The sequence below is a fragment of the Streptococcus parasanguinis genome (genome assembly GCF_001069785.1).
Taxonomy (GTDB): Bacteria; Bacillota; Bacilli; order Lactobacillales; family Streptococcaceae; genus Streptococcus; species Streptococcus parasanguinis_T.
The window spans coordinates 1-25232 of the sequence record NZ_JVSR01000057.1; the positions used below are offsets into that span (position 1 = coordinate 1).

Genomic DNA, 25232 nt, shown 5'->3' on the forward strand with positions numbered 1-25232 from the left:
CCCTACTCAACTGTGCGGAGGTGGGACGACGAAATTGAATTCTAACGAATGACCGATTTCTGTCCCACTCTCATAAAAAACTTCCCCAAGTTTCCACTTGAGGAAGTTCTTTTCGAAAGATTAGTCAATGTAGTGCAATTTCCCACGGAAGTCTTCCAGGCTTTGGTATCCTTTTTCTTCCATGATGGCTTTGAGTTCCGCAGTGATGCGTTCAAAAGCCTCCACTCCTTCTTTATGCAGCGTCGTTCCGATTTGCACCATACTAGCCCCACAAAGGATATGTTCAAAGGCATCCCGACCAGTCAAGACGCCCCCAGTCCCCACAATCTGAATTTCTGGATTCAGACGTTGGTAAAAGGCATGGACATTGGCGAGAGCCGTTGGTTTAATGTATTCTCCACCAATCCCACCAAATCCGTTCTTAGGACGAATCACCACGGATTCATCCTCAATGTAGAGGCCATTTCCGATTGAGTTGACGCAGTTGACAAACTTGAGCGGGTATTTGTTAAAGATCGCTGCTGCTTGATCAAAATGAACGATATCAAAATAAGGTGGCAACTTGATCCCTAGAGGTTTGGTGAAATAGGCAAAGACCTCAGACAAGATCCGATCTGTCGTATCAAAATCATAGGCAATCTGAGGTTTCCCAGGGACATTGGGACAAGATAGGTTCAATTCTGTCAAGCCTTTAAAGTCACTATCTTGCACCTTTTTCAAGATAGTATGAGTTTCTTCAGGAGACATGCCGACGAGAGATAAGAAGAAGGTCCGGTCAGGATCCGTTTCTTGCAACTCCAATAAGTAATTCAAATAATAGTCCAACCCTTGGTTAGGTAGCCCCATCGAATTGATCGAACCAAGCGGCACATCTTGGTAGCGTGGCTCTGGATTACCAGCACGGAATTCTAAGGTCGCTGTCTTGGTCACAAAGGTCCCAGCAGCTGAGTTCTTCACTTCTTCTAATTCCTCAGTGGTCATACAGGCTACACCTGCCGCATTCATCAAGCAGTTGTCAAATTCAAAACCAGCAATTTGCGTTTTTGTCGATACCATCTTGTACTCCTTTTTTGAAACACCACCAACAGAATCGTTCGGGATGCTCTCTATTTTCTTCTTTCATTATACCATCACTTGGAAGCTTCCGGACAATCAAAGCTAAAAATTCTTCCAAACATTCGGACTTTCCTAGTCACGATAAAATTTTCAGAAAATTCAACTTTTTTCTTTACAAGCCAAAAAAAGTCTGCTATAATGATCCATGTAATAAAACATGACATTGTTTGTCAACTGTCTCAAAGCCACTCCCCTAGCGGGTTTGCTGGTTTTCGTTTCATTCACAAAGGAGAATTAACATGACAACTGCTAAAGAATATATCCAAAGCACTTTCGAAACTGTAAAAGCTCGTAACGGCCACGAAGCTGAATTCCTTCAAGCTGTTGAAGAGTTCCTCAGCACTTTGGAACCTGTTTTTGAAAAACATCCTGAATACATCGAAGAAAACATCTTGGCTCGTATTACAGAACCTGAACGCGTAATTTCTTTCCGTGTTCCTTGGGTTGACCGTGAAGGAAACATCCAAGTAAACCGTGGTTACCGTGTTCAATTCAACTCTGCTGTAGGTCCTTACAAAGGTGGTCTTCGTTTCCACCCAACTGTTAACCAAGGGATCTTGAAATTCCTCGGTTTCGAACAAATCTTCAAAAACGTCTTGACTGGTCTTCCTATCGGTGGTGGTAAAGGTGGATCTGACTTCGATCCTAAAGGAAAAACAGACGCTGAAGTGATGCGTTTCTGCCAAAGCTTCATGACTGAATTGCAAAAACACATCGGTCCTTCTCTTGATGTCCCAGCCGGTGATATCGGGGTTGGTGGACGTGAAATCGGATACCTTTACGGTCAATATAAACGCCTTCGCCAATTCGATGCTGGTGTCTTGACTGGTAAACCTCTTGGTTTTGGTGGTAGCTTGATCCGTCCAGAAGCAACTGGTTATGGTTTGGTTTACTACACTGAAGAAATGCTCAAAGTAAACGGCGACAGCTTTGCTGGTAAGAAAGTCGTGATCTCAGGTTCTGGTAACGTTGCTCAATACGCTCTTCAAAAAGCAACTGAACTTGGTGCAACTGTTATCTCTGTATCTGACTCAAACGGTTACGTGATCGACGAAAACGGTATTGACTTCGACCTTCTTACAGACGTCAAAGAAAAACGTCGTGCACGTTTGACTGAATACGCTGCTGAAAAACCAACTGCTACTTACTACGAAGGTTCTGTATGGACTTATGCTGGTAACTATGACATCGCTCTTCCATGTGCAACTCAAAATGAAATCGATGGCGATGCTGCAAAACGTTTGGTCGCTCAAGGTGTGAAAGTTGTCTCTGAAGGAGCAAACATGCCAAGTAACATCGATGCCATCAACGTATACAAAGAAAATGGTATCCTTTACGGACCTGCTAAAGCAGCCAATGCTGGTGGAGTTGCTGTATCTGCTCTTGAAATGAGCCAAAACAGCCAACGTCTTTCATGGACACGCGAAGAAGTGGACGGACGTTTGAAAGACATCATGACCAACATCTTCAATACTGCTAAAACAACTGCAGAAACTTACGGACTTGGTAAAGATTACCTTGCAGGTGCCAACATCGCTGCCTTTGAAAATGTTGCAAATGCGATGATTGCACAAGGTCTTGTATAATCAATCGATATTTTTCTTTAAGGCCTTCGGGTCAAAGCCTCTCAACTCCTGAAACCAGTATGTTTCAGGAGTTTTTTGTAGCTACTGATCTCTTTAAGGACAATTGGTCTCAAGGGAAGACAGTCATTTTTAAAGAAAGGAATCTTATCCATCATTAGTGATGAGAGATTTGAGCCATCTCTTTTTCTGTATCTTTTTCTAAAAAAATTTTATTTTTTTTACTTTACCCCCTTGCATTTTTAATAAATTAGTATTAAACTATAGCAAAAGGAGGTGCGCTTATGTTTCATTTTGCTCAAGACAAGTCAACTACCATTGAATTCCTTAAGTCTGAATTGATGCAACTGCTTTCTGATATGCGTCAGGAGATTGCAGCAAGCCGTCAAGCACAGACTTGTACTGCTTGCCAGCATATCCAACACTGCATTAACAAGATCCAAAGGGCAAAAAGTTCCGTAGCCATAGCCCTCACGATCGAATCATTGGATCTCGAAATCACCGCCCTATTGCGCAAGCAATTATTGATCTTGCCACCTGAGGCTCGAAAGACTTGGGATCAGATTAAATATTTGGATGACAAATACTGCCACTTAAGATCGTAACATCGATTAAAAAAGCTCAGAAAAATATTTCTGAGCTTTTTTACATGATTCCGTTATTTCCTGTTGGAAGGTTGATTCCTGCTTCCATCAAGGCATCATGATAGAGTTTATAGTAAGTATGGTAAACAGTAACCTGGGTTCCATTTTGAGCGGTCATAGCAATACGGAAGGAATAGCGACCATTTTTTTCAATCTGTGGGCCTAAAATGGTAGGACCTGTCAACACTTCTGGGTGTTTGTCTTGTTGAGACTGGTTGACCTGAGCGATGACCTGGTAGATCTTGTCAAGATCGGTATTCGCATCTAGTGGGATATCTACCAGCACGCGCATATCTCCACGCGAGAGGTTGCTGACGACAGTGATATTGCGGTTTGGGACAAAGTGGAGAGTCCCGTCAAAATCACGTACTTGAGTTGTCCGAATTCCCACACTGCTAACGATGCCGGCAATATTAATAGAACCATTGGTAAGTCGGACATTGTCCCCCACATCCAGCTGGCGTTCTAAAAGGATAAAGAAACCATTGACCAAATCGGAAAGGAAGCCCTGGGCTCCCATCCCGATCGCCACCCCAGCAATCCCAGCACCAGCCAATAAACTAGAGACTGGAAGACCGAGGATCGACAAGATCCAGTAGATCAAGATAAAATACAAGCAGTAGTTCAAGAGACTCTCTACTAAACGGAGAATGGTTTTTTTACGGGCTTCATCCTGCACCGTATACTTAAAAGAAGGGGTTAATATCCGCTTGACCAGGCTATGGATGACCTTTTTAGCGATAAAAAATAAGAGAAAGACAAAAATCAGAGAGATGCATTTTGAAATTAGGTCATCAAAAATCTTTGTCCAGTCTATTTTACTGAAATAACGTTGGAAAGCTTGACTCATTTATTCGGGCCTTTCTAACAAAGAATAGTATGATTATATCAAATATTCGGAAATAAGGCTATTTTTTAAAAATTTCATTGCTATTACCCCCTAACTATCGTATAATATTCCTTAATTATTTTTTAAGGAGGCCTTACATGATTCATCGACTGATTACCACTTGGAATAAAACCAACCTTATGAAAAGGATCGCAATCGGGATTGTACTTGGTGTCGTTCTAGCACTTGTATTTCCTAAAGCAACTGGGATTGGACTCTTAGGAGAGTTCTTTGTCGGGGGGCTCCGTGCCATCGCACCCCTTCTGGTCTTTGCACTCGTCGCAAATGCTCTCTCCCAACACCAAAAAGGAACAGAGACCAATATGAAAAAGGTCATCGTCCTCTATCTCCTAGGAACCTTTGCAGCTGCCTTCGTCGCTGTTTTGATCAATTACATCTTCCCAATCACCATTACCCTGACTGGAAAGGCCGCTGAAGGATCCTCTCCAAATGGAATTGGCGAAGTGATTAGTAACCTCTTACTCAAGATCGTCGACAACCCGGTCAATGCCTTGCAGCAAGCCAACTACATTGGGATCCTTTCTTGGGCCACTGTGTTTGGAATTGCCATGAGAGAGGCGAGTGAACATAGTAAAGACCTCCTACAAACCCTAGCAGACATCACTTCAAAAATTGTCGAGTGGATTATCAACCTAGCTCCATTTGGGATCTTAGGTTTGGTCTTCACGACCATCGCTGGCCAAGGACTCAGTGCCCTTAGTAACTACGGGATTCTCTTGGTAGTATTGGTGGGAACGATGGCTTTTGTCGCTCTGGTCATCAATCCATTGATCGTCTTTTTCATGATCCGCAAAAATCCCTATCCCCTTGTTTTTAAATGCCTCCGTGTCAGTGGGGTAACAGCCTTCTTCACCAGAAGTTCTGCAGCCAACATCCCTGTCAACATGCGTCTCTGTGAAGAATTGGGGCTGAATCCAGATACATACTCTGTTTCTATCCCTCTTGGATCGACCATTAACATGGCAGGTGCAGCGGTAACTATCAATACCTTAACCCTTGCAGCAGCCAATACTTTAGGGATTCAGGTTGACTTTGGAACAGCGCTTATCCTCAGTGTTGTGGCAGCCATCTCAGCCTGCGGGGCATCCGGAGTTGCGGGAGGATCTCTCCTTCTCATCCCTGTTGCTTGTAGCCTCTTTGGCATCACCAATGATTTGGCCATGCAAGTCGTCAGTGTCGGCTTTATCATCGGGGTCATTCAAGACTCTTGCGAAACAGCTCTCAACTCTTCGACAGATGTGCTCTTCACTGCTATCGCAGAAATGAGCAGCTGGCCAAAAGAAAAACGCTATTAATAGCTTGGATCAAGCACAAAGAAAGTCTTTCAGAAGAGCCTAGCTTGTAGCAAAAACCCAGATCAATTGATCTGGGTTTTCTTATTTCTTAAACTAGCCTTTGCTTTCTTTGACAATGACAGGTGACAGAGCTAGTAGGGCAATCAAGTTGGGTAGAGCCATAAGCCCATTGACGATATCTGCAATCACCCAGACCAGATCTAATTTTAGGAAACCGCCTAGTCCAACCATTAAGACAAAGAAGATCCGGTAGAGATTGATATGTTTGACACCAAATAGGAATTCGAAACACCGTTCTCCATAATAAGACCATCCAAGAATGGTCGTTGTCGCAAACAGCACCAAGCACAGCGTTAAGATAATGCCTCCAACTGGGCCAAAGACACCTGTAAACGTATCCTGAGTCAAGGTGCTAGAGCTACCCTTCGCCATCCTCTCCCCTGACACCAGAAGGGACAACCCCGTCAAACTACAGATGATAATGGTATCAATAAAGGTTCCTGTCATCGAGATCAAGCCCTGCTCGACAGGTTCATTGGTCTTCGCAGCAGCTGCTGCAATGGGAGCCGATCCGAGACCCGATTCATTGGAGAAAACCCCACGCGCCACCCCTTTTTGGATAGCCATTTTGACTGTTGCTCCTGCAAAACCTCCCATGGCTGCAGTCCCTGTGAAGGCATCTGAAAAGACCGATTTTAAGGCTGGAAGCAATTGATCCAGATGCAAGGCAATGATCGTGACAGTCGCAACGATATAGGCAGCAGCCATAAAAGGAACCACTTTTTCAGAAACTTTTGAAATCCAGTGAATCCCACCAAAGATGATGGTCGAAACAACCAGAGCAATCACTACACTGGCCACTTCTGGAGCTGTTCCAAAACTCGCTTGGAGAGATCCCGTAATGGAATTGACCTGGGTCATAGTTCCGATCCCAAAGAGGGCCACCAGAACACCTGCAACCGCAAAGAAAATAGCTAGGGGTCGCCACTTCTCCCCCATACCGTGAAGAATATAGTACATGGGACCACCCGAGATATGACCATTGTCATCCTTGGTCCGATAACGAATAGCTAAGAGCCCTTCTGCATACTTGGTCGCCATTCCAAAGAAGGCCGCCATCCACATCCAAAAGAGGGCCCCTGGGCCACCTGTCTGAATCGCCGTCGCTACCCCTACAATATTCCCCGTCCCTACAGTAGCCGCAAGAGCTGTTGCAAGGGCTCCGAAACTCGAGATATCCCCGTGTCCCTCATCTTCTGTAAAGATCAGGTGGAAGGCTTTTGGAAGATAGCGTATCTGAAGCAAGCCCAAGCGAAGGGTCAGGTAGATCCCTGTCCCTACCAAGAGCACCAAAAGTGGGGCGCCCCATACTAAATTATCGAGTTGCTGAAAAAACTGCAATACATGATCCATTCTCTGTCTCCTTTTTATCGACCGCTCGACAGAAATGAGAAAAAGAAAGAGTACATGTCAAACATGTACTCTGGTCCTGCTTAAAATAGGGGACTTCCCCTATTCTTCGCTCTGTCCTTTTACCTGAGAGTTTGAGTAGATGCATCCTCTACCTTGCCCCTTCGGTGCCATTTCTGGTCTCTCCAGAGTTCCGTCCATTCACAGTCACTCACGCTCCTGCAAACTTCATTCGGTCGTATGTAATTTTCTCTATTTTAATCAATTTTCAAATCTTTGTCAACGATTCATGAAAATATCTTGCAAGGTTTCTGCAAATGCACGGTTCTTAATCACTCAAAGAGAAGTGATTGGTCATGAGGTTGCTAGCATCGAGCAAAATTTTGTCCAAGAGTTGATCCGTCGCTTCTTGAATCTGATCACTCATGGCTTGGTTTTCAGCCTCAAAATCGACGGTTTCACCTGCTGCAAGGGCTCGATCGACTTTATTGATGCGTGCATGTCCCCAGGCCATTGTCGATTCTTGGTAATCATCTAGATCGCCAACATGGTGAGCATAGTGAGGATCTGCTAGTCCTGCAATAATCCGGTTAGCCCAGTAGAAGGAATCCGTTGCCACCTTAGCCGTCGTATTGGCAAAGTAGTCTGGCGTTGTATCCACTTGGGTAAAGAAAGGGACAGCTGTGTTGTATGGCATGGAGCCGTAAGAAATCCATTGGATGCCTGTCGTTTCTTGTGGTTTATTGGGACGCAATTGCAGAATCGCTGTTTGACTGGTCCGGTTGATCCCGATCGTCCGGAAAGTTCGCTGACTCACCTGATCTCCTTCCGGTCCATAAGGATCGTAGATGGTATCTTGGTAGTGATTGCTCAAGACATATTTGACATCCTCAATCGTCACCTTGCGATAGGGCTTTTGACACCACGGAATCTCAAAGCTCAGTGGATCCTGCTCAATTTCAGGATTAAGGAAATGCTGGATGGCCCAAGCCCGCGGTGTATTGTAGTGACGGTCCTTGTCCTTTTGACTACCAAAGGCATAGCGTGGATTAAAACCTTTTCCTTCTTGATCCAGAATCAAATGGTGCTCTGTGACAAAATTTTCAAGATCTGGGTCACAAAGAAACTCGTCTGGATTTCCAAATTCAAAATAATCACTTCCCAGTTGGTTCGGGTTGGTCACATAGGCATCATCTGGTACACGGCGCGCCATCCAGTGGTGACCTCCGATGGTTTCCAACCACCAGATTTCATTCACATCTGAAATCGCAATCCCGTTAGATTCATAGGTTCCGTACTCTTCTAAAATCTTTCCGAGACGCAAAACCCCTTCGCGGGCAGTCTTGACATAAGGCAAGACCAAGGTCAGCATGTCTTCCTCACCGATGCCACTCTCTACAAGAGGATCGGCCCCTAGCACACGGCTATTAGTCGTAATGGTCTCTGTCTCACTCATGGCGACATTATAGATATTGATCCCAGCTTCTCCCCAGATCCCGTCTTTAGGAATGGCATCTGGTACCGCCGTATAGCGAACTGGATTATCTGGCAAGTCGATTTCAAAAGATGATAAAATAGACTTGTAATGACGCGGTTGATCTTCTGGTTTGACCACGATCAATTTCTTAGGCGTAAAAACGCCATTTTGAGAATCCTCTGTTCGTGCTACAATGGTCGAACCATCATAGCTAGCATTTTTTCCGACTAGAATCGTTGTACACGAATCTGCACTTTCACGTTTACGCATGCGTATCCTCCCAAATCATTCATTGCCTCTATTATAGCACTTTTAAAAGGGAGGACATACTGAAAATCTGATTTAAAAGCAAATCATTTTCATCAGCTTTCAATCATTTTCATGATGTCAGATGTAAAAAACCTAGCTGATAAACAGCTAGGTTTTAGAATGTAGATAAAATTTTTTACTTAAAACAACTTAAGTGATATAGAATAATTAAAACTGATACATACTAATAAGCTCATTCAGACAAATACTGAAACTTTCCGCCGTGAGAAAAGTGCCTGAAACATAATTGTTTCAGGCACTCGGGAGTTTTGAAACCTTAGGTTCAAAACTAAGTCATGGAACTTCTTCGAAGTTCGCTGACGTCCGCACTCACCTAAGGAAAGTTTCTAAGATAACTTTTTCTTCAATCTGGATCTAGCTGATGAACAACTAGGGCTTACCTTATCCTTTAAACGTGACAATGGTTGCGCCGCTTCCACCTGCATTTTGTGGGGCATATTCAAAACTCTTGACATGCTTGTTGCGGCGGAGGTATTTGGTCACCCCTTCACGGATGACCCCTGTCCCGATCCCGTGGATGATATCGACTTGGGCCATGTTGTTGAGCAGAGCCTGATCGATAAAACCATCTAGCTCTTGCATAGCCTCTTCATAGCGTTTCCCACGGAGGTCCAGACGCGCTCTCGGCCCGCTCGTGTTTGAGCGCTTGACGACATTCACCTGGCGTTTCTTAGGTTGAGCCGCCTCTTTTTCAACCTTGATAAGGTTGAATTCTTTTTCTTCCAAGGTCATCTTGATCAAGCCGACTTGCGCCTCCCAGCGTCCATCTTTGAGTTGCTTGACTAGGGTTCCACGTTGGCCATAGCTGATAACCAGGATCTCATCTCCTACCTTAGGAGCACGCGCCTTCTTGGCTTTTTTCAAGACCTTATTTTTAGAAAGGTCAACGGTCTCAGGAGCTAGTTTTTTCAACTGAGCCTTGGCCTCAATGATCTCATGTGGCTTCAACTGGGATTTAGCGTGAAGACCTTGAAGGATGCGGTCACTCTCTGAAAGTGCCATGTCCACAATTTCCTTGGCTTCTTCTCTTGCCTTATTGAGTTCTGTTTCCCTCTCCCGAGTCAGTTCGTTATAGAGCTTTCGAAGAGCGCGATTGAATTTGAGATTTTCTTGCTCCACTTCTTGAATGGTATCCAAGCGCTTGCGACTCTCTAAGGTCTGCGCCTCCAGTTTTTCAATAATCTGATTGACATCATTGTCCGTATTGGTCATCTTTATGGCATCCTGGATAATGGTCTCAGACAAGCCCAAACGACGGGCGATCTCAAAGGCATTGGAGCGACCAGGCACCCCTTGCATGAAGCGATAGGTCGGACGAAGACTCGCTGTGTCAAACTCCATGCTGGCATTTTGCACCCCTGCAGTCTCAATCCCATAGGCCTTGAGCTCTGGATAGTGGGTCGTCGCCATGGTCTTAATCCCGCGTAAGCGCAGGTCTTCTAGGATGGCAATAGCAAGGCCAGCCCCTTCTTGAGGATCGGTTCCAGCTCCTAACTCATCCAGAAGGATCAAGGAGGCGGTATCTACCTGATGTAAGATAGATACGATATTGGTCATATGACTGGAGAAGGTCGACAAGCTCTGCTCGATCGATTGTTCATCTCCAATATCTGCAAAGACCTGTGAGAAGATGCCCACACGACTACCTGGATCCGCTAGGATGGGAAGACCAGACTGGGCCATAATTTGCGCTAGTCCCAGCGTTTTTAGCATGATGGTTTTCCCCCCTGTATTGGGACCGGTAATCACGATTTCAGTCAAGTCCTCGGTAAAATGCAGGTCATTCGCGACGGCATTTTCAATCAAGGGATGACGTAGTTGCAAGAGCTGTATAGAGCGATTACTGCTAACCTCTGGTACCACTGCCTTGAAATCACGCATAAACCGATACTTGGCCTTGATCAAGTCCAAGTGACCGATAATCCAGGCGTTGTTAGCAATCTCTGCCGCATGGGGGCGCAGGCTGTCAGACAATTCCTCCAGAATCTGAATCATTTCATACCGTTCATCTGCCCGGTGGTTGGCGATTTCTTCATTGAGATTGACCACTGCACGAGGTTCGATATAAACGGTATTCCCACTGGCTGAGATATCGTGGACCACCCCTGCAATCCGGTTGCGATAGGTGTTTTTTACTGGTAGAACATTGCGTCCATTCCGACTAGCAATCACAGCATCCGCCAACATATCGGCCTTGCTTTTCAGCAGGTCTTGTAGAATCTCTCTGACCTGGTGTTCATTCTCTTGGATTCGGCGACGAATTTTGGCCAATTTTTCGCTGGCAAAAGACTCGACAAAGCCTCCTTCGTTGATAGCTTGAAGCCCACCTTGTAGGCGGGGCAGATCCACCAAGTTGTCAAAGAGGCGATGGAGCCTTTCCAGACGGACATTTTCCAAGTTGTCGTAGAAATCCTTAAGCTCATGTGTCACCCGAAGGACTGCTTTTAGCGCTAATAATTCATCGATATTGAGGGCCGCCTCCATCTCCAAACGCTTGGCCACTGGACGGACATCTTGAATGGTAGACACGGCAAAGCGAGGCTCTTCCAAGAGAATCTGCTCCATATCTTCTAGCTCCATAAAAGCCGTTTCGATGGTTTCTTTTTTATCAGTTGGAGTAAGGACTGCTAGCTCCATCTCCCCTTGTTCTGTCTGTAGATAGGGTTCAAAAAGTTGCTTGACCTTGTCAAACTCCAGAATATCTAAGATTTTTTTATTCATGTTTCTCCTACAAAAAAAGTGAGCGTCCTTCCTTGAACCGGACTTGTCTCACTCCTTTCTTCATTTTTGCTCCTTAAGCTCCGATAATCGCAGTCACCCACAAGTTATGGAACAGACTGGAACTGATCGGGGTATGAAGGATGATAAAGCGGATCAATCCACTTGCATTTAGTCTATTTTGGATGGAAGCCATGGGAACCGTTGAGAGAACAGTCAAGCCCATCTGAATCACCAAGAGGGTTATCACGACGGCGATCACACCTGCTCCAATTTGATACTTGCGATCCTCCAATTTTTCTGGCTGGGGAACCAAGTGCATAAAGATTCCAATCACGCGGCCGATCAAATAAACCAGCACAAAAATCAACACATAAGCCATCCCTGCATAAAAGATGTCATCTAATTGAAACAGGTAGCGGTTGGCATAAAAATAATTTACCGATTGCTGGGTGGGACTCGAAAAAGGAACCCATAGAGACAAAACCTTAGCCAGTCCCTTGTAGCTACCACCTGCAATCAAGAGGGCTACCAAGGTCACTAGAAAGTAATAGGACTGGAGGATGATGCCTCTTGCATAGCCAATATAAAAGCTCCATGCCAAAATCAATAAGATTAAGAAAGTTAACATGTATCTCCTCTTATTTAGATGATTTATCCTTTAAGTCGTCTAAAGCTTTGCGACGAAAATCATCTAATTCTGTTTCTTTGTCGTCAAACTCAATCTCGCGATTCAGTTGCATAGACAAACTATTTACTGCCAATAAGATAGCGATGGTTTCATCATCGGCCTCTGGCATTTGTTCCTTAATTGCTTGGTATTTTTCTTTCGCAACACGTTCGACTTCTTCCATAAACAAATTATCATGGTTGGTTGTTAAAGTGAGCGCTTTGTTTCCAAATGTAAATTTATATCTATTTAAGCTCGCCATAAAAATCACCTCACGGTATTATATCAAAAAAGGGGCGCTTTGTCAGTAGCAAAGCCCCTCTTCATAGGGATTTTCCAGTGGATTCTTTCTTTCTTTTTGCTCCCTCTCTCCCTGAATTTGTGGTACAATAGTGGTTATGGAAAGTATGACACTCACTCCAACACAGGAGCAAATCCTTGATTTTGTCCATACCTATCGCAGTTCTCTCACTCAAAGCAAGAACCCTCATATGGATTATTTCTTTCGACTAGAGGGAGCGACCGTTTCGATCTACAAGTCTGGAAAGGTCCTGCTCCAGGGCAATGACCTCAGTCCTTACCTGACCTTTTTCGGGCAAGATGCTGGGAACCTTAAGCGTTCTACTTCATCTGCACGACAAGATCTAGCCATGATCGGAACCGATGAAGTCGGAAACGGCTCTTATTTTGGTGGACTCACCGTTGTCGCATCCTTTGTCACACCTGACCAGCACGACTGGCTCAAAAAGCTTGGTGTTGGTGATTCGAAGACCTTGGATGATCGAAAAATTCAGCAATTGGCTCCTCTCCTTGAGGAAAATATCCAGCACCAAGCACTCTTATTGTCTCCAAAGAAGTACAATGAAGTGATCGCTTCTGGTTATAATGCTGTTTCGGTCAAAGTAGCCCTGCACAATCAGGCCATCTACCTTCTGTTAAATAAAGGAGTCCAAGCAGAGCGAATTGTGATTGATGCCTTTACAACTGCTAAAAACTACCAAAAATACGTAAAAGCTGAAAAAAATCAGGTCACGCAAGCCATTGAGTTGGAAGAAAAAGCCGAAAGCAAGTATCTAGCTGTGGCAGTTAGCTCCATCATCGCCCGCAATCTCTTCCTTCAAAATCTGGAAGATCTGGGCAAGGAACTGGGTTTTAATCTTCCTAGTGGAGCAGGGGCCAAATCAGACCAAGTGGCCGCTAAATTACTTCAGACCTACGGGATGAAAGCTCTGGATTATTGTGCCAAACTCCATTTTAAAAACACAGAAAAAGCAAAGAAATTACTAGAAAGATAAGTCATGTCAAAAAGAAGTTCAAAACATACATCGAGCTCACCTGTGGTGAGATTCCTTAAAGAATGGGGCCTCTTCAGCATCATTGTTGGTCTCATCATCGCCTCTCGCATTTACCTCTGGGCTCCAGTCAAGGTAGACGGCCATTCGATGGATCCGACTCTGGCCGATAGCGAGTACCTCCTTGTGGTCAACCACCTCTCAATCGATCGTTTCGACATTGTTGTTGCCAGTGAAAAAGACGACAACGGCAAAACCAAGGACATCGTCAAGCGGGTCATCGGTCTTCCTGGGGATACTATCCAGTACGACAACGATACCCTCTACATCAATGGGAAAAAGACCAATGAGCCCTATTTGAAAGACTACATTGCTCGTTTCAAAAAAGATAAATTGCAATCGACTTACACTGGAAAAGGCTTTGAAGAAAACGGAGAACTCTTCCGTCAATTGGCCAATACAGCTCAAGCTTTTACTGTAGACAAGGATGGCAATCCTAAATTTACCTTGAAGTTGCTTGACGATGAATATCTCTTACTTGGAGATGACCGGATCGTTTCAAAAGATAGCCGTCAGGTCGGAGCTTTCAAGAAAGAACAAATCAAAGGGCAAGCCGTCTTTAGACTATGGCCGATCTACCCTTTCAAAACTTATTAGTATAGATTAACAGACTGAGGCTGAGACAAGTATGTCCCAGCCTCGCTTTATAAAAAGGAAAGAAATGATGGAATATTATTTTTCTGGTACTATTGAGCGCATTATTTTTGAAAATCCTAGCAGTTTTTTTCGAATCCTCTTGCTCGACATCTGCGATACAGATGCCGAAGACTTTGATGATTTTGAGATTATTGTGACGGGCACCATGGCAGATATCATGGAAGGCGAAGACTACACCTTCTGGGGGGAGCTGGTCCATCATCCTAAATACGGAGAACAGCTCAAAATCAGTCGCTATGAACGTGCCAAACCCTCTAGCAAGGGCTTGGTGAAATATTTTTCCAGCGATCACTTTAAAGGAATTGGTCTCAAAACAGCCCAAAAAATCGTGGACCTCTATGGGGACGATACCATTGACAAAATTTTGGAGGCTCCTGAAAAATTAGAAGAAATCACAGGTCTCTCCAAGAAAAACCGCCTGGCTTTTGTAGAAAAACTCCGTCAGAATTACGGAACGGAGCGCATTCTCGCCCAACTAGCCAACTATGGCATTCCCAATAAATTGGCCTTTCAGATCCAGGATTTCTACAAGGAAGAAACCCTCCAGATCGTGGAGCAACAGCCCTACCGATTGGTGGAAGATATCCAAGGCATGGGCTTTAAAATCGCGGACCAACTAGCCGAAGAGTTGGGGATTGCAAGTGATGCTCCTGAGCGTTTCCGCGCGGGCCTGATCCACAGCCTTTTTAGCTACTCTATCGAGACTGGAAATACCTACATCGAAGCCAAGGACCTCCTGCGCTATACCATTGACCTTCTAGAATCCGCTCGTCCAGTAGAATTGGATCCTTCCACTGTTGCCCAAGAATTAGGACGCCTCATCGAGGAAGACAAGGTCCAAAACGTGGACACCAAGATCTTTGACAACAGTCTTTTCTTTGCGGAGGAAGGGATTCGTAGTCATATCGGTCGATTATTGGAAAAAGGAAAGTCGACTTCATTTGACCCTGAGAAAATCAACCAGGCGATTGAGGAGGTTGAAAAAGATTTAGGGATTCGCTACGATGCGATTCAAAAAGAGGCGATTCACCAAGCTATCCAAAATAAGGTCTTTATCCTCACCGGGGGACCGGGGACAGGAAAGACTACCGTTATCAATGGGATGATCAGCGTCTATGCTCAACTCCACCATCTGGATCTTCGGAAGAAACAAGACCTGCCGATCCTCTTGGCTGCTCCAACGGGACGGGCAGCTAGACGCATGAATGAACTAACAGGACTTCCGAGCGCCACCATCCACCGCCATTTGGGGATGACAGGAGATGATGACACCAGCCACTTAGAGGACTATCTGGATGCAGACTTTATCATTGTGGACGAATTTTCCATGGTTGATACCTGGCTGGCTAATCAATTACTTAGCAACATTGCAACGGATACCAAACTCTTGATTGTGGGAGATGCTGACCAATTACCTTCCGTCAGCCCTGGTCAGGTCTTGGCTGATCTCTTGCAGATTCCAAGCATCCCTCAGACCAAACTGGAACATATTTTCCGACAGAGTGAGGACTCGACCATTGTCTCACTAGCAGGAGACATTCGCCAAGGCAAGCTTCCTCAAGATTTCACAGAACGAAAAGCTGACCGCTCTTATTTCGAAGCCGGAAGTGAACACATCCCTAAGATGATCGAACAAATCACTTCTGCTGCCCTTCGCAGTCAAATCCCTGCTCGAGATATCCAAGTCTTGGCACCCATGTACAAGGGCCAAGCCGGCATTGACAATATCAATACGCTCATGCAAGACCTTCTCAATCCAGCTGTCAAAGGCCAGGTCGTCTTTGACTCGCCAGACTGCCAATACCGCGATGGGGATAAGGTCATCCATCTGGTCAATGATGCGGAAAGCAATGTCTTTAATGGAGATATTGGCTACATCATCGACCTTCTCCCAGGAAAATATACGGAATCCAAGCAAGATGAATTGACCATCCAATTTGATGGCAATGAAATCGTCTACCCGCGCAATGATTGGTACAAAATTCGCTTAGCCTATGCGATGAGTATTCACAAATCGCAAGGAAGCGAATTTCCGGTAGTGATTTTACCCATTACCAATCAAAGCCACCGGATGTTGCAGCGCAATTTGATCTATACCGCCATCACGCGCTCTAAGAGCAAGCTGATTCTCTTAGGAGAATACAGCGCCTTTGATTACGCTACTAAAAATACCGGTACTGCGCGCAAGACCTACTTGGTGGAGCGCTTCAAGGACCTGGATGGAGGCGAGGCAACCAAAGCCTCTTCTTCAGCCGTTGCCACCTCTTCTGCTACAGTCGAGTCTACACGAAGCAAGGAAGAAACTGTTGAAAGGAAGGCTGAGCCTGATGAACCGACTGTCTATCGACTGACTGAAGAAAATCTCCACACCATCTCTCCTATGATCGGACTGACTGAAGAAGAAATTGCGGCCTTTTTTGACATCAAAAAATACGACTAGTGAACAAACTAGTCGTTTTCTTTTTCTTCCACCAAAGGCAACTCGGTATGATCGACGAAATTGGTCATGGTGACACCCAAGAGGCGGATTCCAGTATTTGTCGATTCAATTTCTTGAAAAATTTGGCCAGCGGAACGATTGATCCGCTCAGCCTCTCGTGTTGGCTCCGTCAATGTCATCCGCTTGGTCAGGGTGGTGAAGTCTCCATAGCGCACTTTTAAAACCAAGGTCTTTCCTTGCTTGCCGTGTTTTTCCAGCGATTGGGCTACCTTACTGGACAGATTGGCAATTTCTTCTAAAATATCATCTTCAGCATAGAGGAGCTTGCGGTAGGTCCGCTCTTTTCCGATCGACTTGCGGATGCGATGGCTCTTAACAGGGCTATTGTGAATGCCTCGCGCCTTACGAAAGAGATCATAGCCAAAGCGCCCAAATCGATCAATCAAGGTCATCTCCGGGATGGCTAAAAGATCCGCGCCAGTATAGACACCCATCTCATGCAGGCGCTCCACTGTCTTCTTTCCTACCCCGTGAAATTTGGCAATGTCCATCTGGCTCAGGAAATCCTCAGCATCCTCCGGCAAGACCACCGTTAGGCCACGGGGTTTTTGGTAGTCACTTGCCATCTTGGCCAAAAACTTATTATAAGAGACACCTGCTGAAGCTGTGAGATGCAGCTCTTCCCAGATCGCATGCTGAATCAAGCGAGCAATCTTGACAGCTGATTTGCTCTGGATTTTATTTTCCGTCACATCTAGATAGGCTTCATCAATACTCATGGGCTCGATCAGATCTGTATAGCGCTTGAAAATCTCACGAACCTGCTCGCCCACTTCTCGGTATTTCTCATAATTTCCAGAGATAAAGATCGCGTGGGGACAAAGATCCAGCGCTTCTTTAGAACTCATAGCCGAATGAATGCCATATTTCCGTGCTTCATAGTTACAGGTCGAGACCACACCTCTCCCTCCTGATTGACGAGGGTCCTGGCCAATTACGACAGGCTTCCCCTTTAAACTAGGGTTATCTCTTTCTTCGACGGCAGCAAAAAATGCATCCATATCAATATGAATAATCTTGCGACTCGTATCATTCACCAATGGAAATATCAGCATTTTTCACCCTCCTATTTTCTATTATAAGAGGAAAAATTTAGAATTGCAAAAATCGGCCCTTCTAAAAACATGAAAATTGATGGAAAACCGTATTTGTTTTCAAAAATGTAGTACAGTATCACAGAAGAGTTGAAACTGTATTATAAAAGAATCTGTTGTTTTTCGCAATTTGCCTTTGTGTAACCGGTTTCTGTGTGGTATACTACTATTGTAAGTGCAACAGATATAGTTGCTAGAAAGACAATAGAGGAAAATAAAAATGGTTGTTAAAACAGTCGTTGAGGCACAAGATATTTTTGACAAAGCCTGGGAAGGCTTCAAAGGTGAAGATTGGAAAGAAAAAGCAAGCGTTTCTCGCTTCGTTCAAGCTAACTACACACCATATGATGGAGATGAAAGCTTCCTAGCTGGTCCAACTGAACGTTCTCTTCACATCAAGAAGATTGTTGAAGAAACAAAAGCTCATTATGAAGAAACTCGTTTCCCATACGATAACCGTCCAACATCTATCGCTGATATCGCAGCTGGATATATCGACAAAGAAAACGAAGTCATCTTCGGTATCCAAAATGATGAATTGTTCAAATTGAACTTCATGCCTCGTGGTGGTATCCGTATGGCGGAAACTACTTTGAAAGAAAATGGATACGAACCAGATCCAGCAGTTCATGAAATCTTCACAAAATACGTTACAACTGTAAACGATGGTATCTTCCGCGCTTACACTTCTAACATCCGTCGCGCTCGTCACGCTCACACTGTAACTGGTCTTCCAGATGCATACTCTCGTGGACGTATCATCGGGGTTTATGCACGTTTGGCTCTTTACGGTGCTGACTACTTGATGGCTGAAAAAGCAAACGACTGGAACTCTATTACTGAAATCGATGAAGAATCAATCCGTCTTCGTGAAGAAGTAAACCTTCAATACCAAGCACTTCAAGAAGTTGTTAAATTGGGTGACCTTTATGGTGTAGACGTGCGTCGTCCTGCCTTCAATACAAAAGAAGCAATCCAATGGACAAACATCGCCTTCATGGCTGTCTGCCGTGTGATCAACGGTGCTGCTACTTCTCTTGGACGTGTGCCAATCGTTTTGGATATCTACGCTGAACGTGACTTAGCTCGTGGTACATTTACTGAATCAGAAATCCAAGAATTCGTTGACGATTTCGTTATGAAATTGCGTACTGTTAAATTTGCTCGTACAAAAGCTTACGACCAATTGTACTCAGGTGACCCAACCTTCATCACAACTTCTATGGCTGGTATGGGTAACGACGGACGTCACCGTGTTACGAAGATGGACTACCGTTTCTTGAACACTTTGGACAACATCGGTAACTCTCCAGAACCAAACTTGACAGTTCTTTGGACTGACAAATTGCCATATAGCTTCCGTCGCTACTGTATGCACATGAGCCACAAACACTCTTCTATCCAATACGAAGGTGTAACAACAATGGCGAAAGACGGATACGGTGAAATGAGCTGTATCTCATGTTGTGTATCTCCACTTGACCCAGAAAACGAAGAACAACGCCACAACATCCAATACTTCGGTGCTCGTGTTAACGTGCTTAAAGCTCTTCTTACTGGTTTGAACGGTGGTTACGACGATGTTCATAAAGACTACAAAGTATTTGACATTGATCCTATCCGTGACGAAGTTCTTGAATTCGAATCTGTTAAAGCAAACTTCGAAAAATCTCTTGACTGGTTGACAGACACTTACGTAGATGCTTTGAACATCATCCACTACATGACTGATAAGTACAACTACGAAGCTGTTCAAATGGCCTTCTTGCCAACTCACCAACGCGCTAACATGGGATTCGGTATCTGTGGATTTGCCAACACTGTTGATACATTGTCAGCAATCAAATACGCTACTGTTAAACCAATCCGTGACGAAGATGGCTACATCTACGATTACGAAACAATCGGTGAATACCCACGTTGGGGTGAAGATGACCCACGTTCTAACGAATTGGCAGAATGGTTGATCGAAGCTTACACTACTCGTCTTCGCAGCCACAAACTTTACAAGAACGCTGAAGCAACTGTTTCACTTCTTACCATCACTTCTAACGTTGCTTACTCTAAACAAACTGGTAACTCACCAGTCCACAAAGGGGTATACCTCAACGAAGATGGTTCTGTGAACTTGTCTAAATTGGAATTCTTCTCACCAGGTGCTAACCCATCTAACAAAGCTAAAGGTGGATGGTTGCAAAACTTGAACTCACTTGCTAGCCTTGACTTTGGTTATGCAGCTGACGGTATCTCATTGACTACTCAAGTTTCACCACGTGCTCTTGGTAAGACTCGTGACGAACAAGTTGATAACTTGGTAACCATCCTTGATGGATACTTCGAAAACGGTGGACAACACGTTAACTTGAACGTTATGGACTTGAACGATGTTTACGAAAAGATCATGTCAGGTGAAGACGTAATCGTACGTATCTCTGGATACTGTGTAAACACTAAATACCTCACTCCAGAACAAAAAACTGAATTGACACAACGTGTCTTCCACGAAGTTCTTTCAATGGATGATGCCTTGAACTAAGATTCAAATAGATCTTAAAAAACCAGTCGGAAACGGCTGGTTTTTTTCATCCCCATCGCAAGAGTATTCTGAATTTTGAAAGAGTTTAAGAGCTTACTATATAGGGTTTGACAGCGCTTTCTCCAAGTGTTATAGTAGAGCTGTAAATAAGATAGAAGGGGTGATCCTATGTTTTTAACATTTATTTTCGCTATTATTTGGCTCTTTATCCTGATTGCACTGATCTTTTTAGCAACCCTTCTCGTCCAGGATAGCACCGTGCAGCACCACCACCCGAGTTAACGAATGATAAGCCTAAACAATAGCTATTCTAAACGAATTCAGAAAGGATAAGAAACAAACTAGAATTGTCAAATTTTAGTTCTGTCTCTCGTCCTTTTTTGCTATAATAGAAACAGATTATTTAGTAAGAAGGAAATTATGGAAGAGTCAAAACAGATCAACCAAGTGATCGACGTCCTGATGTTAGCTGGAACCCTCCTGATAGAGAGCGGTTCTGAGATTCACCGGGTCGAAGATACCATGATCCGGATCGCCCATTCACAGGGAATCGTCGATTGCAATGTTTTAGCGATGCCAGTCGCTATTTTCTTTTCAATCGAGAATGCCAATGTCACGCGCATGAAACGGATCTTGCGGACCAATTACAATATCGAAAAGGTCTGTGATGTCAATCAGATCTCTCGTCAACTCGTCTCTGGAGAGATCGATCTCGAGCAAGCCTACCAAGCCCTGAGCGAGTTGAAAATGAAGCGAGTTCCTTATACCAATCTCCAGTTGACCATTGCAGCAACTCTCAGTGCGCCTTTCTTCTCCATCATGTTTGGAGGAAATTTCTATGATGCGATTGGAGCGGGTATTGCGACTGTCTTTGCCTTTGCTTTTTCTCTTGTCGTTGAGAAATACGTTCGCATTCCTTTTGCCACTGCCTTTGCGGCCGCCTTTGTCTTTGGTTTTTTGGCCCATATCTGGACGCGCTATAGTGGTTTTCCTTCCAATACCGATCTCATTATCGCCGGCTGTGTCATGCCTTTCGTTCCTGGAATCGCCATGACCAATGCTGTCCGAGATCTGATGAATTACCACCTCAACTCTGGGATGAGCAAACTCTTTGAGACTCTCCTCATTACTCTTGCACTTGGTGCCGGTACAACGGTCGCCCTCGTCCTTATGAAATAAAATCATGAACCTAACTGAATTTTTAATCCAAGCGGTGGCCAGTTTGATTGCCATCATCACCTTTTTAATTGTCCTAAATGTGCAGCGCTCCATGTTGATTCCTGGAGGGATCCTCGGTATGGGCATCTGGCTACTTTACTACATCCTGAAAGGGCCTACCAATGTCATCGTTGCAACCTTTATCGCCGCCATTGTCGGCTCCTGTATCAGTCAGATTTTAAGTATCATTCTCAAGACGCCTGTCGTGGTCTTTATGTTGTCCATTCTCGCACCCTTGGTTCCTGGATATATTTCCTATCGGACCACTTCCTTCTTTGTCAGTGGGCAATATCGCCAGGCAGTAACCAGCGTGACCCTGGTGGTTATTCTGGCCTTGGTCATCTCCATCGGGATGGCTAGTGGATCTGTCGTCTTGAAACTCTACCATTCTTATCAACGCCATCAAAAAAGAAAAATGACCAATGCCAACTAGCATTGGTTGTTCAATTTTTATGAGTGTCATCGCTTGCATTTTTCCTTAAAAGGAATACAATGATAGTGAAAAACAAATCTTTTAAAGTATGCGAGGTGCTGTAGGATGGTAAACAAGTATATCAAGTATCTTCCTTGGATGATCCTAGGAACCCTCTCCTCCTATCTATTAGCAACTGATTATGCCCGCAATTCATTTGACTTGTTCTATCTGACCTTGAACTTTACGATTGTGTACATCGCTTTAATCGTCTTCTACGAAAAAGTTCTAAGAGACAAATGCAAAGAACTCTTCATACGAATCATGAGTAATCCTAAAAAAAATAAGCAAGGATAAGAGTTGAAAAGCCATCTAAGGATGGCTTTTTCTTATAGATTCTCTATTTTTCTTTGAAACATTGCAAAATCGGTCCCGAGAATGATTTCCTTGCTGATCTAGCTTTTTCAAAGGAGTTTTACCCTTAAATATGGTAAAATAGTAACGAAATATACTAGTAGATATCAAATAAAAAAGAGGTTAAGAATGACAATTGGGATTGATAAGATTGGTTTTGCGACGAGCCCTTATGTCTTGCGTTTAGAAGATTTGGCTGCTGCTCGTGATACTGATCCTGAAAAACTGAGCAAGGGTCTTCTCTTAAAAGAACAAAGTGTTGCACCGATCACAGAAGACATCGTCACATTGGCTGCAACTGCAGCAGATGATATTTTAACAGACGAAGATAAAGAAGCGATCGACATGGTGATTCTTGCGACAGAATCTGGAATTGACCAGAGTAAGGCCGCTGCTGTGTTTGTCCATGGCTTACTAGATATCCAGCCTTTCGCCCGCTCTTTTGAGATGAAAGAAGCCTGCTATGCTGCGACTGCTGCCTTGGATTATGCTAAACTCCATGTTGAAAAATTCCCTCAGAGTAAGGTTTTGGTCATTGCCAGTGACATTGCTAAATATGGAATTGGAACTCCTGGTGAACCAACACAAGGTGCCGGAGCAGTTGCTATGCTAATCAGCCAAAATCCCCGTGTTCTATCTTTTAACGATGATAACGTCGCCCAAACACGCGATGTCATGGATTTTTGGCGTCCAAATTACGCGACAACTCCCTTTGTGAATGGGATTTATTCAACGCAACAATATCTAGATTCTCTGAAAACAACCTGGGCGGAATACCAGAAACGGACTGGCCTTGCCTTGACAGACTTTGCGGCCGTCTGCTTCCACTTGCCTTATCCGAAATTAGCTCTCAAGGGCTTGAAAAAAATCCTGGATAAGTCAGTGTCAGAAGAGAAAAAAGATCAATTACAATACAACTTTGATCAATCGATTCTATACAGCCAACGCGTGGGAAATATCTACACTGGATCTCTTTTCCTAGGCTTGCTGTCACTACTGGAAAATGACCCCCAACTCAAAGCTGGGGACCGAATCGCCCTCTTTAGCTATGGAAGTGGAGCGGTTTCTGAGATCTTTAGTGCTAACCTTGTTCCTGGTTTTGAGCAACTCTTAGATCACAAACGCATGGAAAAACTGGACCAACGTACGGTTCTTAGTGTTGCTGACTACGAACGACTCTTTTATGAGGAAGTAGATCTAGATCCTAGTGGCAATCAAGTGTTTGAGCCTGCTACGCATCAAACTTTTGCTTTGACAGAGATCAAGGAACACCAACGCACTTACCAGAAAGTAGAAAAATAATGGCACGATTACCAGGTTTTGCAAAACTTTCTCCCACAGAACGCATAGAGGCCTTACTGAAGGAAGGCCTCTTAACTTGGGATGAAGCACAGATCTTAAAAGAACAAAAGGGACTTCCCCTTTCTATTGCAGATCAATTGACAGAAAATGTCTTGTCGACTTTTGACTTGCCTTTTAGCCTCGCTCCTTATTTCCTGATCAATGGTCGTGACTATGTCCTTCCCATGGTCACAGAAGAGCCTTCCGTGGTTGCGGCTGCCAGCTTTGCAGCCAAGCTCATTCAACGTTCAGGCGGTTTCACCACCCAGGTGCACCAGCGGCAAATGATCGGTGAGATCGCTCTGACGGATGTTGAAGACATGGAAGTTGCTAGCAAGCGTATCCTAGAAGACAAGAAAACCCTTCTTCAGCTCGCTAATGAAGCCTATCCTTCTATCGTCAAGCGTGGAGGTGGAGCAAGGGATCTTTGGGTCGAAAACAAGGGGGACTTTCTTATTGTCTACTTGGCTGTCGATCCCAAAGAAGCCATGGGGGCCAATATGCTCAATACCATGTTAGAAGCTCTGACCGATCGTATCCAGGAACTCTCTGGTGGTCAGGCCTTGATGGCAATTTTATCCAACTTGGCTACTCGCTCTTTAGTGAGTGCACGGTGTGCGATCGATTTTAAAGCACTGAGTCGAAATCCTGAGGAAGCCATTGAGATTGCCCACCGGATGGAGCTAGCTAGCCAACTGGCTCAAGTGGATCCTTACCGTGCAGCTACTCATAACAAGGGAATTTTTAACGGGATTGATGCCCTGGTCCTTGCGACAGGTAATGACTGGCGGGCCATCGAAGCAGGAGCCCATGCCTATGCTGCACAAAGTGGTTCATACAAGGGCTTGAGTCACTGGACAAGTCAGCCGGAAGAGAAAAAACTCTATGGAGAGATCACCCTACCAATGCCGGTTGCGACAAAAGGAGGCTCGATTGGCCTCAACCCAATGGTTCAAGTCAGCCACCGTTTGCTAGGAGAGCCTTCTGCTATTGAATTAGCAGGTATCATCGCTTCGCTCGGTTTGGCGCAGAATTTCGCAGCACTCAAAGCCCTTGTCACCACAGGGATTCAAGCAGGGCATATGAAACTCCAAGCACGCTCCCTAGCCCTTCTAGCAGGGGCTAAGGAAGAGGAAGTTCCCCGATTGGTCAGCCAACTCCTTGAAAACAAACCCTTTAATTTAGAAAAAGCACAAACACTCTTACAAGAATTGAGAAAATAAAAGAACTAAGACAAGGTTTTCGTTTTCAGATTGAAGACAAAGTCATTTTTGAAACTTTCCTTAGGTGAGTACTGACGTCAGCGAACTTCGAAGAAGTTCCATGACTTAGTTTTGAACCTAAAGTTTCAAAACTCCCGAGTGCTAGAAACAATCCTATTTCTAGCACTTTTCTCACTGCGGAAAGTTTCAGTGTATGTTTGAATGAGCCTATTGGTATGTATCATTTTTAATTATTCTGCATCACTTAGCTTGTTTTATGTAAAAAACAGTTTGTTTACATTCTAAAAGAGGCTGGGACAAAAGTCCTAGCCTCTCAATTATTTTTGGATTGT

The 25232-nt window shown here is 44.4% G+C and carries 20 protein-coding genes and 1 riboswitch; of the genes, 12 read left to right on the forward strand and 8 right to left on the reverse strand.

Annotation, left to right across the window (positions count from 1 at the left end):
* Positions 1-120: 120 nt before the first annotated feature.
* Positions 121-1056 (reverse strand): dihydroorotate oxidase, encoded by a 936-nt coding sequence (locus ADG03_RS04685; protein ID WP_049471892.1) that lies wholly within the window; start codon positions 1054-1056, stop codon positions 121-123.
* A 299-nt stretch (positions 1057-1355) separates the two neighbouring features.
* Between ADG03_RS04685 and gdhA the strand changes: the two genes are divergently transcribed.
* Positions 1356-2702, forward strand: coding sequence for an NADP-specific glutamate dehydrogenase (gene gdhA, locus ADG03_RS04690; RefSeq protein ID WP_049471893.1), 1347 nt, complete (start codon positions 1356-1358; stop codon positions 2700-2702).
* A 281-nt stretch (positions 2703-2983) separates the two neighbouring features.
* Entirely contained in the window at positions 2984-3304 is a 321-nt protein-coding gene (locus ADG03_RS04695; protein WP_049471894.1) for a hypothetical protein, read from the forward strand.
* 40 nt (positions 3305-3344) lie between these two features.
* Here ADG03_RS04695 and ADG03_RS04700 read toward each other — a convergent pair whose 3' ends face one another.
* Positions 3345-4193, reverse strand: coding sequence for a mechanosensitive ion channel family protein (locus ADG03_RS04700; protein ID WP_049471895.1), 849 nt, complete (start codon positions 4191-4193; stop codon positions 3345-3347).
* 137 nt (positions 4194-4330) lie between these two features.
* Here ADG03_RS04700 and sstT point away from each other — a divergent pair, with 137 nt between their 5' ends.
* On the forward strand, positions 4331-5548 hold the full coding sequence (gene sstT / locus ADG03_RS04705; RefSeq protein WP_049471896.1) for a serine/threonine transporter SstT: 1218 nt from the start codon (positions 4331-4333) through the stop codon (positions 5546-5548).
* A 93-nt stretch (positions 5549-5641) separates the two neighbouring features.
* Here sstT and ADG03_RS04710 read toward each other — a convergent pair whose 3' ends face one another.
* The 5 genes from ADG03_RS04710 to ADG03_RS04730 all read right to left on the reverse strand — a co-directional run bounded on the left by ADG03_RS04710 (position 5642) and on the right by ADG03_RS04730 (position 12415).
* Complete coding sequence (locus tag ADG03_RS04710) at positions 5642-6961, reverse strand: alanine/glycine:cation symporter family protein (RefSeq protein ID WP_049471897.1); 1320 nt, start codon at positions 6959-6961, stop codon at positions 5642-5644.
* A gap of 101 nt (positions 6962-7062) precedes the next feature.
* Positions 7063-7157: riboswitch (glycine riboswitch) on the reverse strand.
* A 129-nt stretch (positions 7158-7286) separates the two neighbouring features.
* Positions 7287-8705 carry a C69 family dipeptidase gene (locus ADG03_RS04715; RefSeq protein WP_049471898.1) on the reverse strand — a complete coding sequence of 473 codons (1419 nt, stop codon included), beginning with the start codon at positions 8703-8705 and terminating at the stop codon, positions 7287-7289.
* A gap of 441 nt (positions 8706-9146) precedes the next feature.
* Positions 9147-11486 (reverse strand): endonuclease MutS2, encoded by a 2340-nt coding sequence (locus ADG03_RS04720; protein ID WP_049471899.1) that lies wholly within the window; start codon positions 11484-11486, stop codon positions 9147-9149.
* Positions 11487-11559: 73 nt separating this feature from the next.
* Positions 11560-12114 carry a CvpA family protein gene (locus tag ADG03_RS04725; protein ID WP_009731675.1) on the reverse strand — a complete coding sequence of 185 codons (555 nt, stop codon included), beginning with the start codon at positions 12112-12114 and terminating at the stop codon, positions 11560-11562.
* 10 nt (positions 12115-12124) lie between these two features.
* A complete protein-coding gene (locus tag ADG03_RS04730) occupies positions 12125-12415 on the reverse strand; it encodes a hypothetical protein (RefSeq protein ID WP_049471900.1) in 291 nt (96 codons plus the stop codon).
* A 136-nt stretch (positions 12416-12551) separates the two neighbouring features.
* On the opposite strand from ADG03_RS04730, the gene rnhC reads away from it, so the two are divergent.
* The 3 genes from rnhC to recD2 all read left to right on the forward strand — a co-directional run bounded on the left by rnhC (position 12552) and on the right by recD2 (position 16602).
* On the forward strand, positions 12552-13448 hold the full coding sequence (gene rnhC / locus ADG03_RS04735) for a ribonuclease HIII (protein WP_049471901.1): 897 nt from the start codon (positions 12552-12554) through the stop codon (positions 13446-13448).
* A 3-nt stretch (positions 13449-13451) separates the two neighbouring features.
* Positions 13452-14102: a signal peptidase I gene (lepB, locus tag ADG03_RS04740; protein ID WP_049471902.1), complete on the forward strand. Its 651-nt coding sequence runs from the start codon at positions 13452-13454 to the stop codon at positions 14100-14102.
* A gap of 67 nt (positions 14103-14169) precedes the next feature.
* Positions 14170-16602 carry an SF1B family DNA helicase RecD2 gene (gene recD2, locus ADG03_RS04745; protein ID WP_049471903.1) on the forward strand — a complete coding sequence of 811 codons (2433 nt, stop codon included), beginning with the start codon at positions 14170-14172 and terminating at the stop codon, positions 16600-16602.
* An 8-nt stretch (positions 16603-16610) separates the two neighbouring features.
* On the opposite strand, the gene dinB is transcribed toward recD2, so the two are convergent.
* Positions 16611-17717 (reverse strand): DNA polymerase IV, encoded by a 1107-nt coding sequence (gene dinB, locus ADG03_RS04750; protein ID WP_049471904.1) that lies wholly within the window; start codon positions 17715-17717, stop codon positions 16611-16613.
* 259 nt (positions 17718-17976) lie between these two features.
* Between dinB and pflB the strand changes: the two genes are divergently transcribed.
* The 6 genes from pflB (at position 17977) to ADG03_RS04780 (ending at position 24900) form a co-directional block, all read left to right on the forward strand.
* On the forward strand, positions 17977-20292 hold the full coding sequence (gene pflB / locus ADG03_RS04755; RefSeq protein WP_049471905.1) for a formate C-acetyltransferase: 2316 nt from the start codon (positions 17977-17979) through the stop codon (positions 20290-20292).
* A 420-nt stretch (positions 20293-20712) separates the two neighbouring features.
* Positions 20713-21471, forward strand: coding sequence for a threonine/serine exporter family protein (locus ADG03_RS04760; protein WP_023919150.1), 759 nt, complete (start codon positions 20713-20715; stop codon positions 21469-21471).
* Positions 21472-21475: 4 nt separating this feature from the next.
* Entirely contained in the window at positions 21476-21943 is a 468-nt protein-coding gene (locus ADG03_RS04765) for a threonine/serine exporter family protein (RefSeq protein WP_003005049.1), read from the forward strand.
* Between the two features lie 105 nt (positions 21944-22048).
* Positions 22049-22279: a hypothetical protein gene (locus ADG03_RS04770; protein ID WP_049471906.1), complete on the forward strand. Its 231-nt coding sequence runs from the start codon at positions 22049-22051 to the stop codon at positions 22277-22279.
* Positions 22280-22465: 186 nt separating this feature from the next.
* Entirely contained in the window at positions 22466-23638 is a 1173-nt protein-coding gene (locus tag ADG03_RS04775) for a hydroxymethylglutaryl-CoA synthase (RefSeq protein ID WP_049471907.1), read from the forward strand.
* The gene (locus ADG03_RS04780) at positions 23638-24900 is read left to right on the forward strand and encodes a hydroxymethylglutaryl-CoA reductase, degradative (protein WP_049471908.1); all 1263 of its coding nucleotides are present in this window, start codon (positions 23638-23640) and stop codon (positions 24898-24900) included. The genes ADG03_RS04775 and ADG03_RS04780 overlap by 1 nt, the downstream gene beginning before the upstream one ends.
* The last annotated feature ends 332 nt before the right edge of the window (positions 24901-25232 follow it).

Excerpts from the sequence above, each read along its gene's own strand:
- ADG03_RS04780 (WP_049471908.1), top strand. The coding sequence starts at position 23,638 with ATGGCACGATTACCAGGTTTTGCAAAACTTTCTCCCACAGAACGCATA.
- ADG03_RS04775 (WP_049471907.1), top strand. The coding sequence starts at position 22,466 with ATGACAATTGGGATTGATAAGATTGGTTTTGCGACGAGCCCTTATGTC.
- ADG03_RS04715 (WP_049471898.1), bottom strand. The coding sequence starts at position 8,705 with ATGCGTAAACGTGAAAGTGCAGATTCGTGTACAACGATTCTAGTCGGA.
- recD2 (WP_049471903.1), top strand. The coding sequence starts at position 14,170 with ATGGAATATTATTTTTCTGGTACTATTGAGCGCATTATTTTTGAAAAT.
- ADG03_RS04695 (WP_049471894.1), top strand. The coding sequence starts at position 2,984 with ATGTTTCATTTTGCTCAAGACAAGTCAACTACCATTGAATTCCTTAAG.
- pflB (WP_049471905.1), top strand. The coding sequence starts at position 17,977 with ATGGTTGTTAAAACAGTCGTTGAGGCACAAGATATTTTTGACAAAGCC.
- rnhC (WP_049471901.1), top strand. The coding sequence starts at position 12,552 with ATGGAAAGTATGACACTCACTCCAACACAGGAGCAAATCCTTGATTTT.
- lepB (WP_049471902.1), top strand. The coding sequence starts at position 13,452 with ATGTCAAAAAGAAGTTCAAAACATACATCGAGCTCACCTGTGGTGAGA.
- ADG03_RS04685 (WP_049471892.1), bottom strand. The coding sequence starts at position 1,056 with ATGGTATCGACAAAAACGCAAATTGCTGGTTTTGAATTTGACAACTGC.
- sstT (WP_049471896.1), top strand. The coding sequence starts at position 4,331 with ATGATTCATCGACTGATTACCACTTGGAATAAAACCAACCTTATGAAA.
- ADG03_RS04760 (WP_023919150.1), top strand. The coding sequence starts at position 20,713 with ATGGAAGAGTCAAAACAGATCAACCAAGTGATCGACGTCCTGATGTTA.
- ADG03_RS04710 (WP_049471897.1), bottom strand. The coding sequence starts at position 6,961 with ATGGATCATGTATTGCAGTTTTTTCAGCAACTCGATAATTTAGTATGG.
- dinB (WP_049471904.1), bottom strand. The coding sequence starts at position 17,717 with ATGCTGATATTTCCATTGGTGAATGATACGAGTCGCAAGATTATTCAT.
- ADG03_RS04765 (WP_003005049.1), top strand. The coding sequence starts at position 21,476 with ATGAACCTAACTGAATTTTTAATCCAAGCGGTGGCCAGTTTGATTGCC.
- ADG03_RS04700 (WP_049471895.1), bottom strand. The coding sequence starts at position 4,193 with ATGAGTCAAGCTTTCCAACGTTATTTCAGTAAAATAGACTGGACAAAG.
- ADG03_RS04730 (WP_049471900.1), bottom strand. The coding sequence starts at position 12,415 with ATGGCGAGCTTAAATAGATATAAATTTACATTTGGAAACAAAGCGCTC.
- ADG03_RS04725 (WP_009731675.1), bottom strand. The coding sequence starts at position 12,114 with ATGTTAACTTTCTTAATCTTATTGATTTTGGCATGGAGCTTTTATATT.
- ADG03_RS04720 (WP_049471899.1), bottom strand. The coding sequence starts at position 11,486 with ATGAATAAAAAAATCTTAGATATTCTGGAGTTTGACAAGGTCAAGCAA.
- ADG03_RS04770 (WP_049471906.1), top strand. The coding sequence starts at position 22,049 with ATGGTAAACAAGTATATCAAGTATCTTCCTTGGATGATCCTAGGAACC.
- gdhA (WP_049471893.1), top strand. The coding sequence starts at position 1,356 with ATGACAACTGCTAAAGAATATATCCAAAGCACTTTCGAAACTGTAAAA.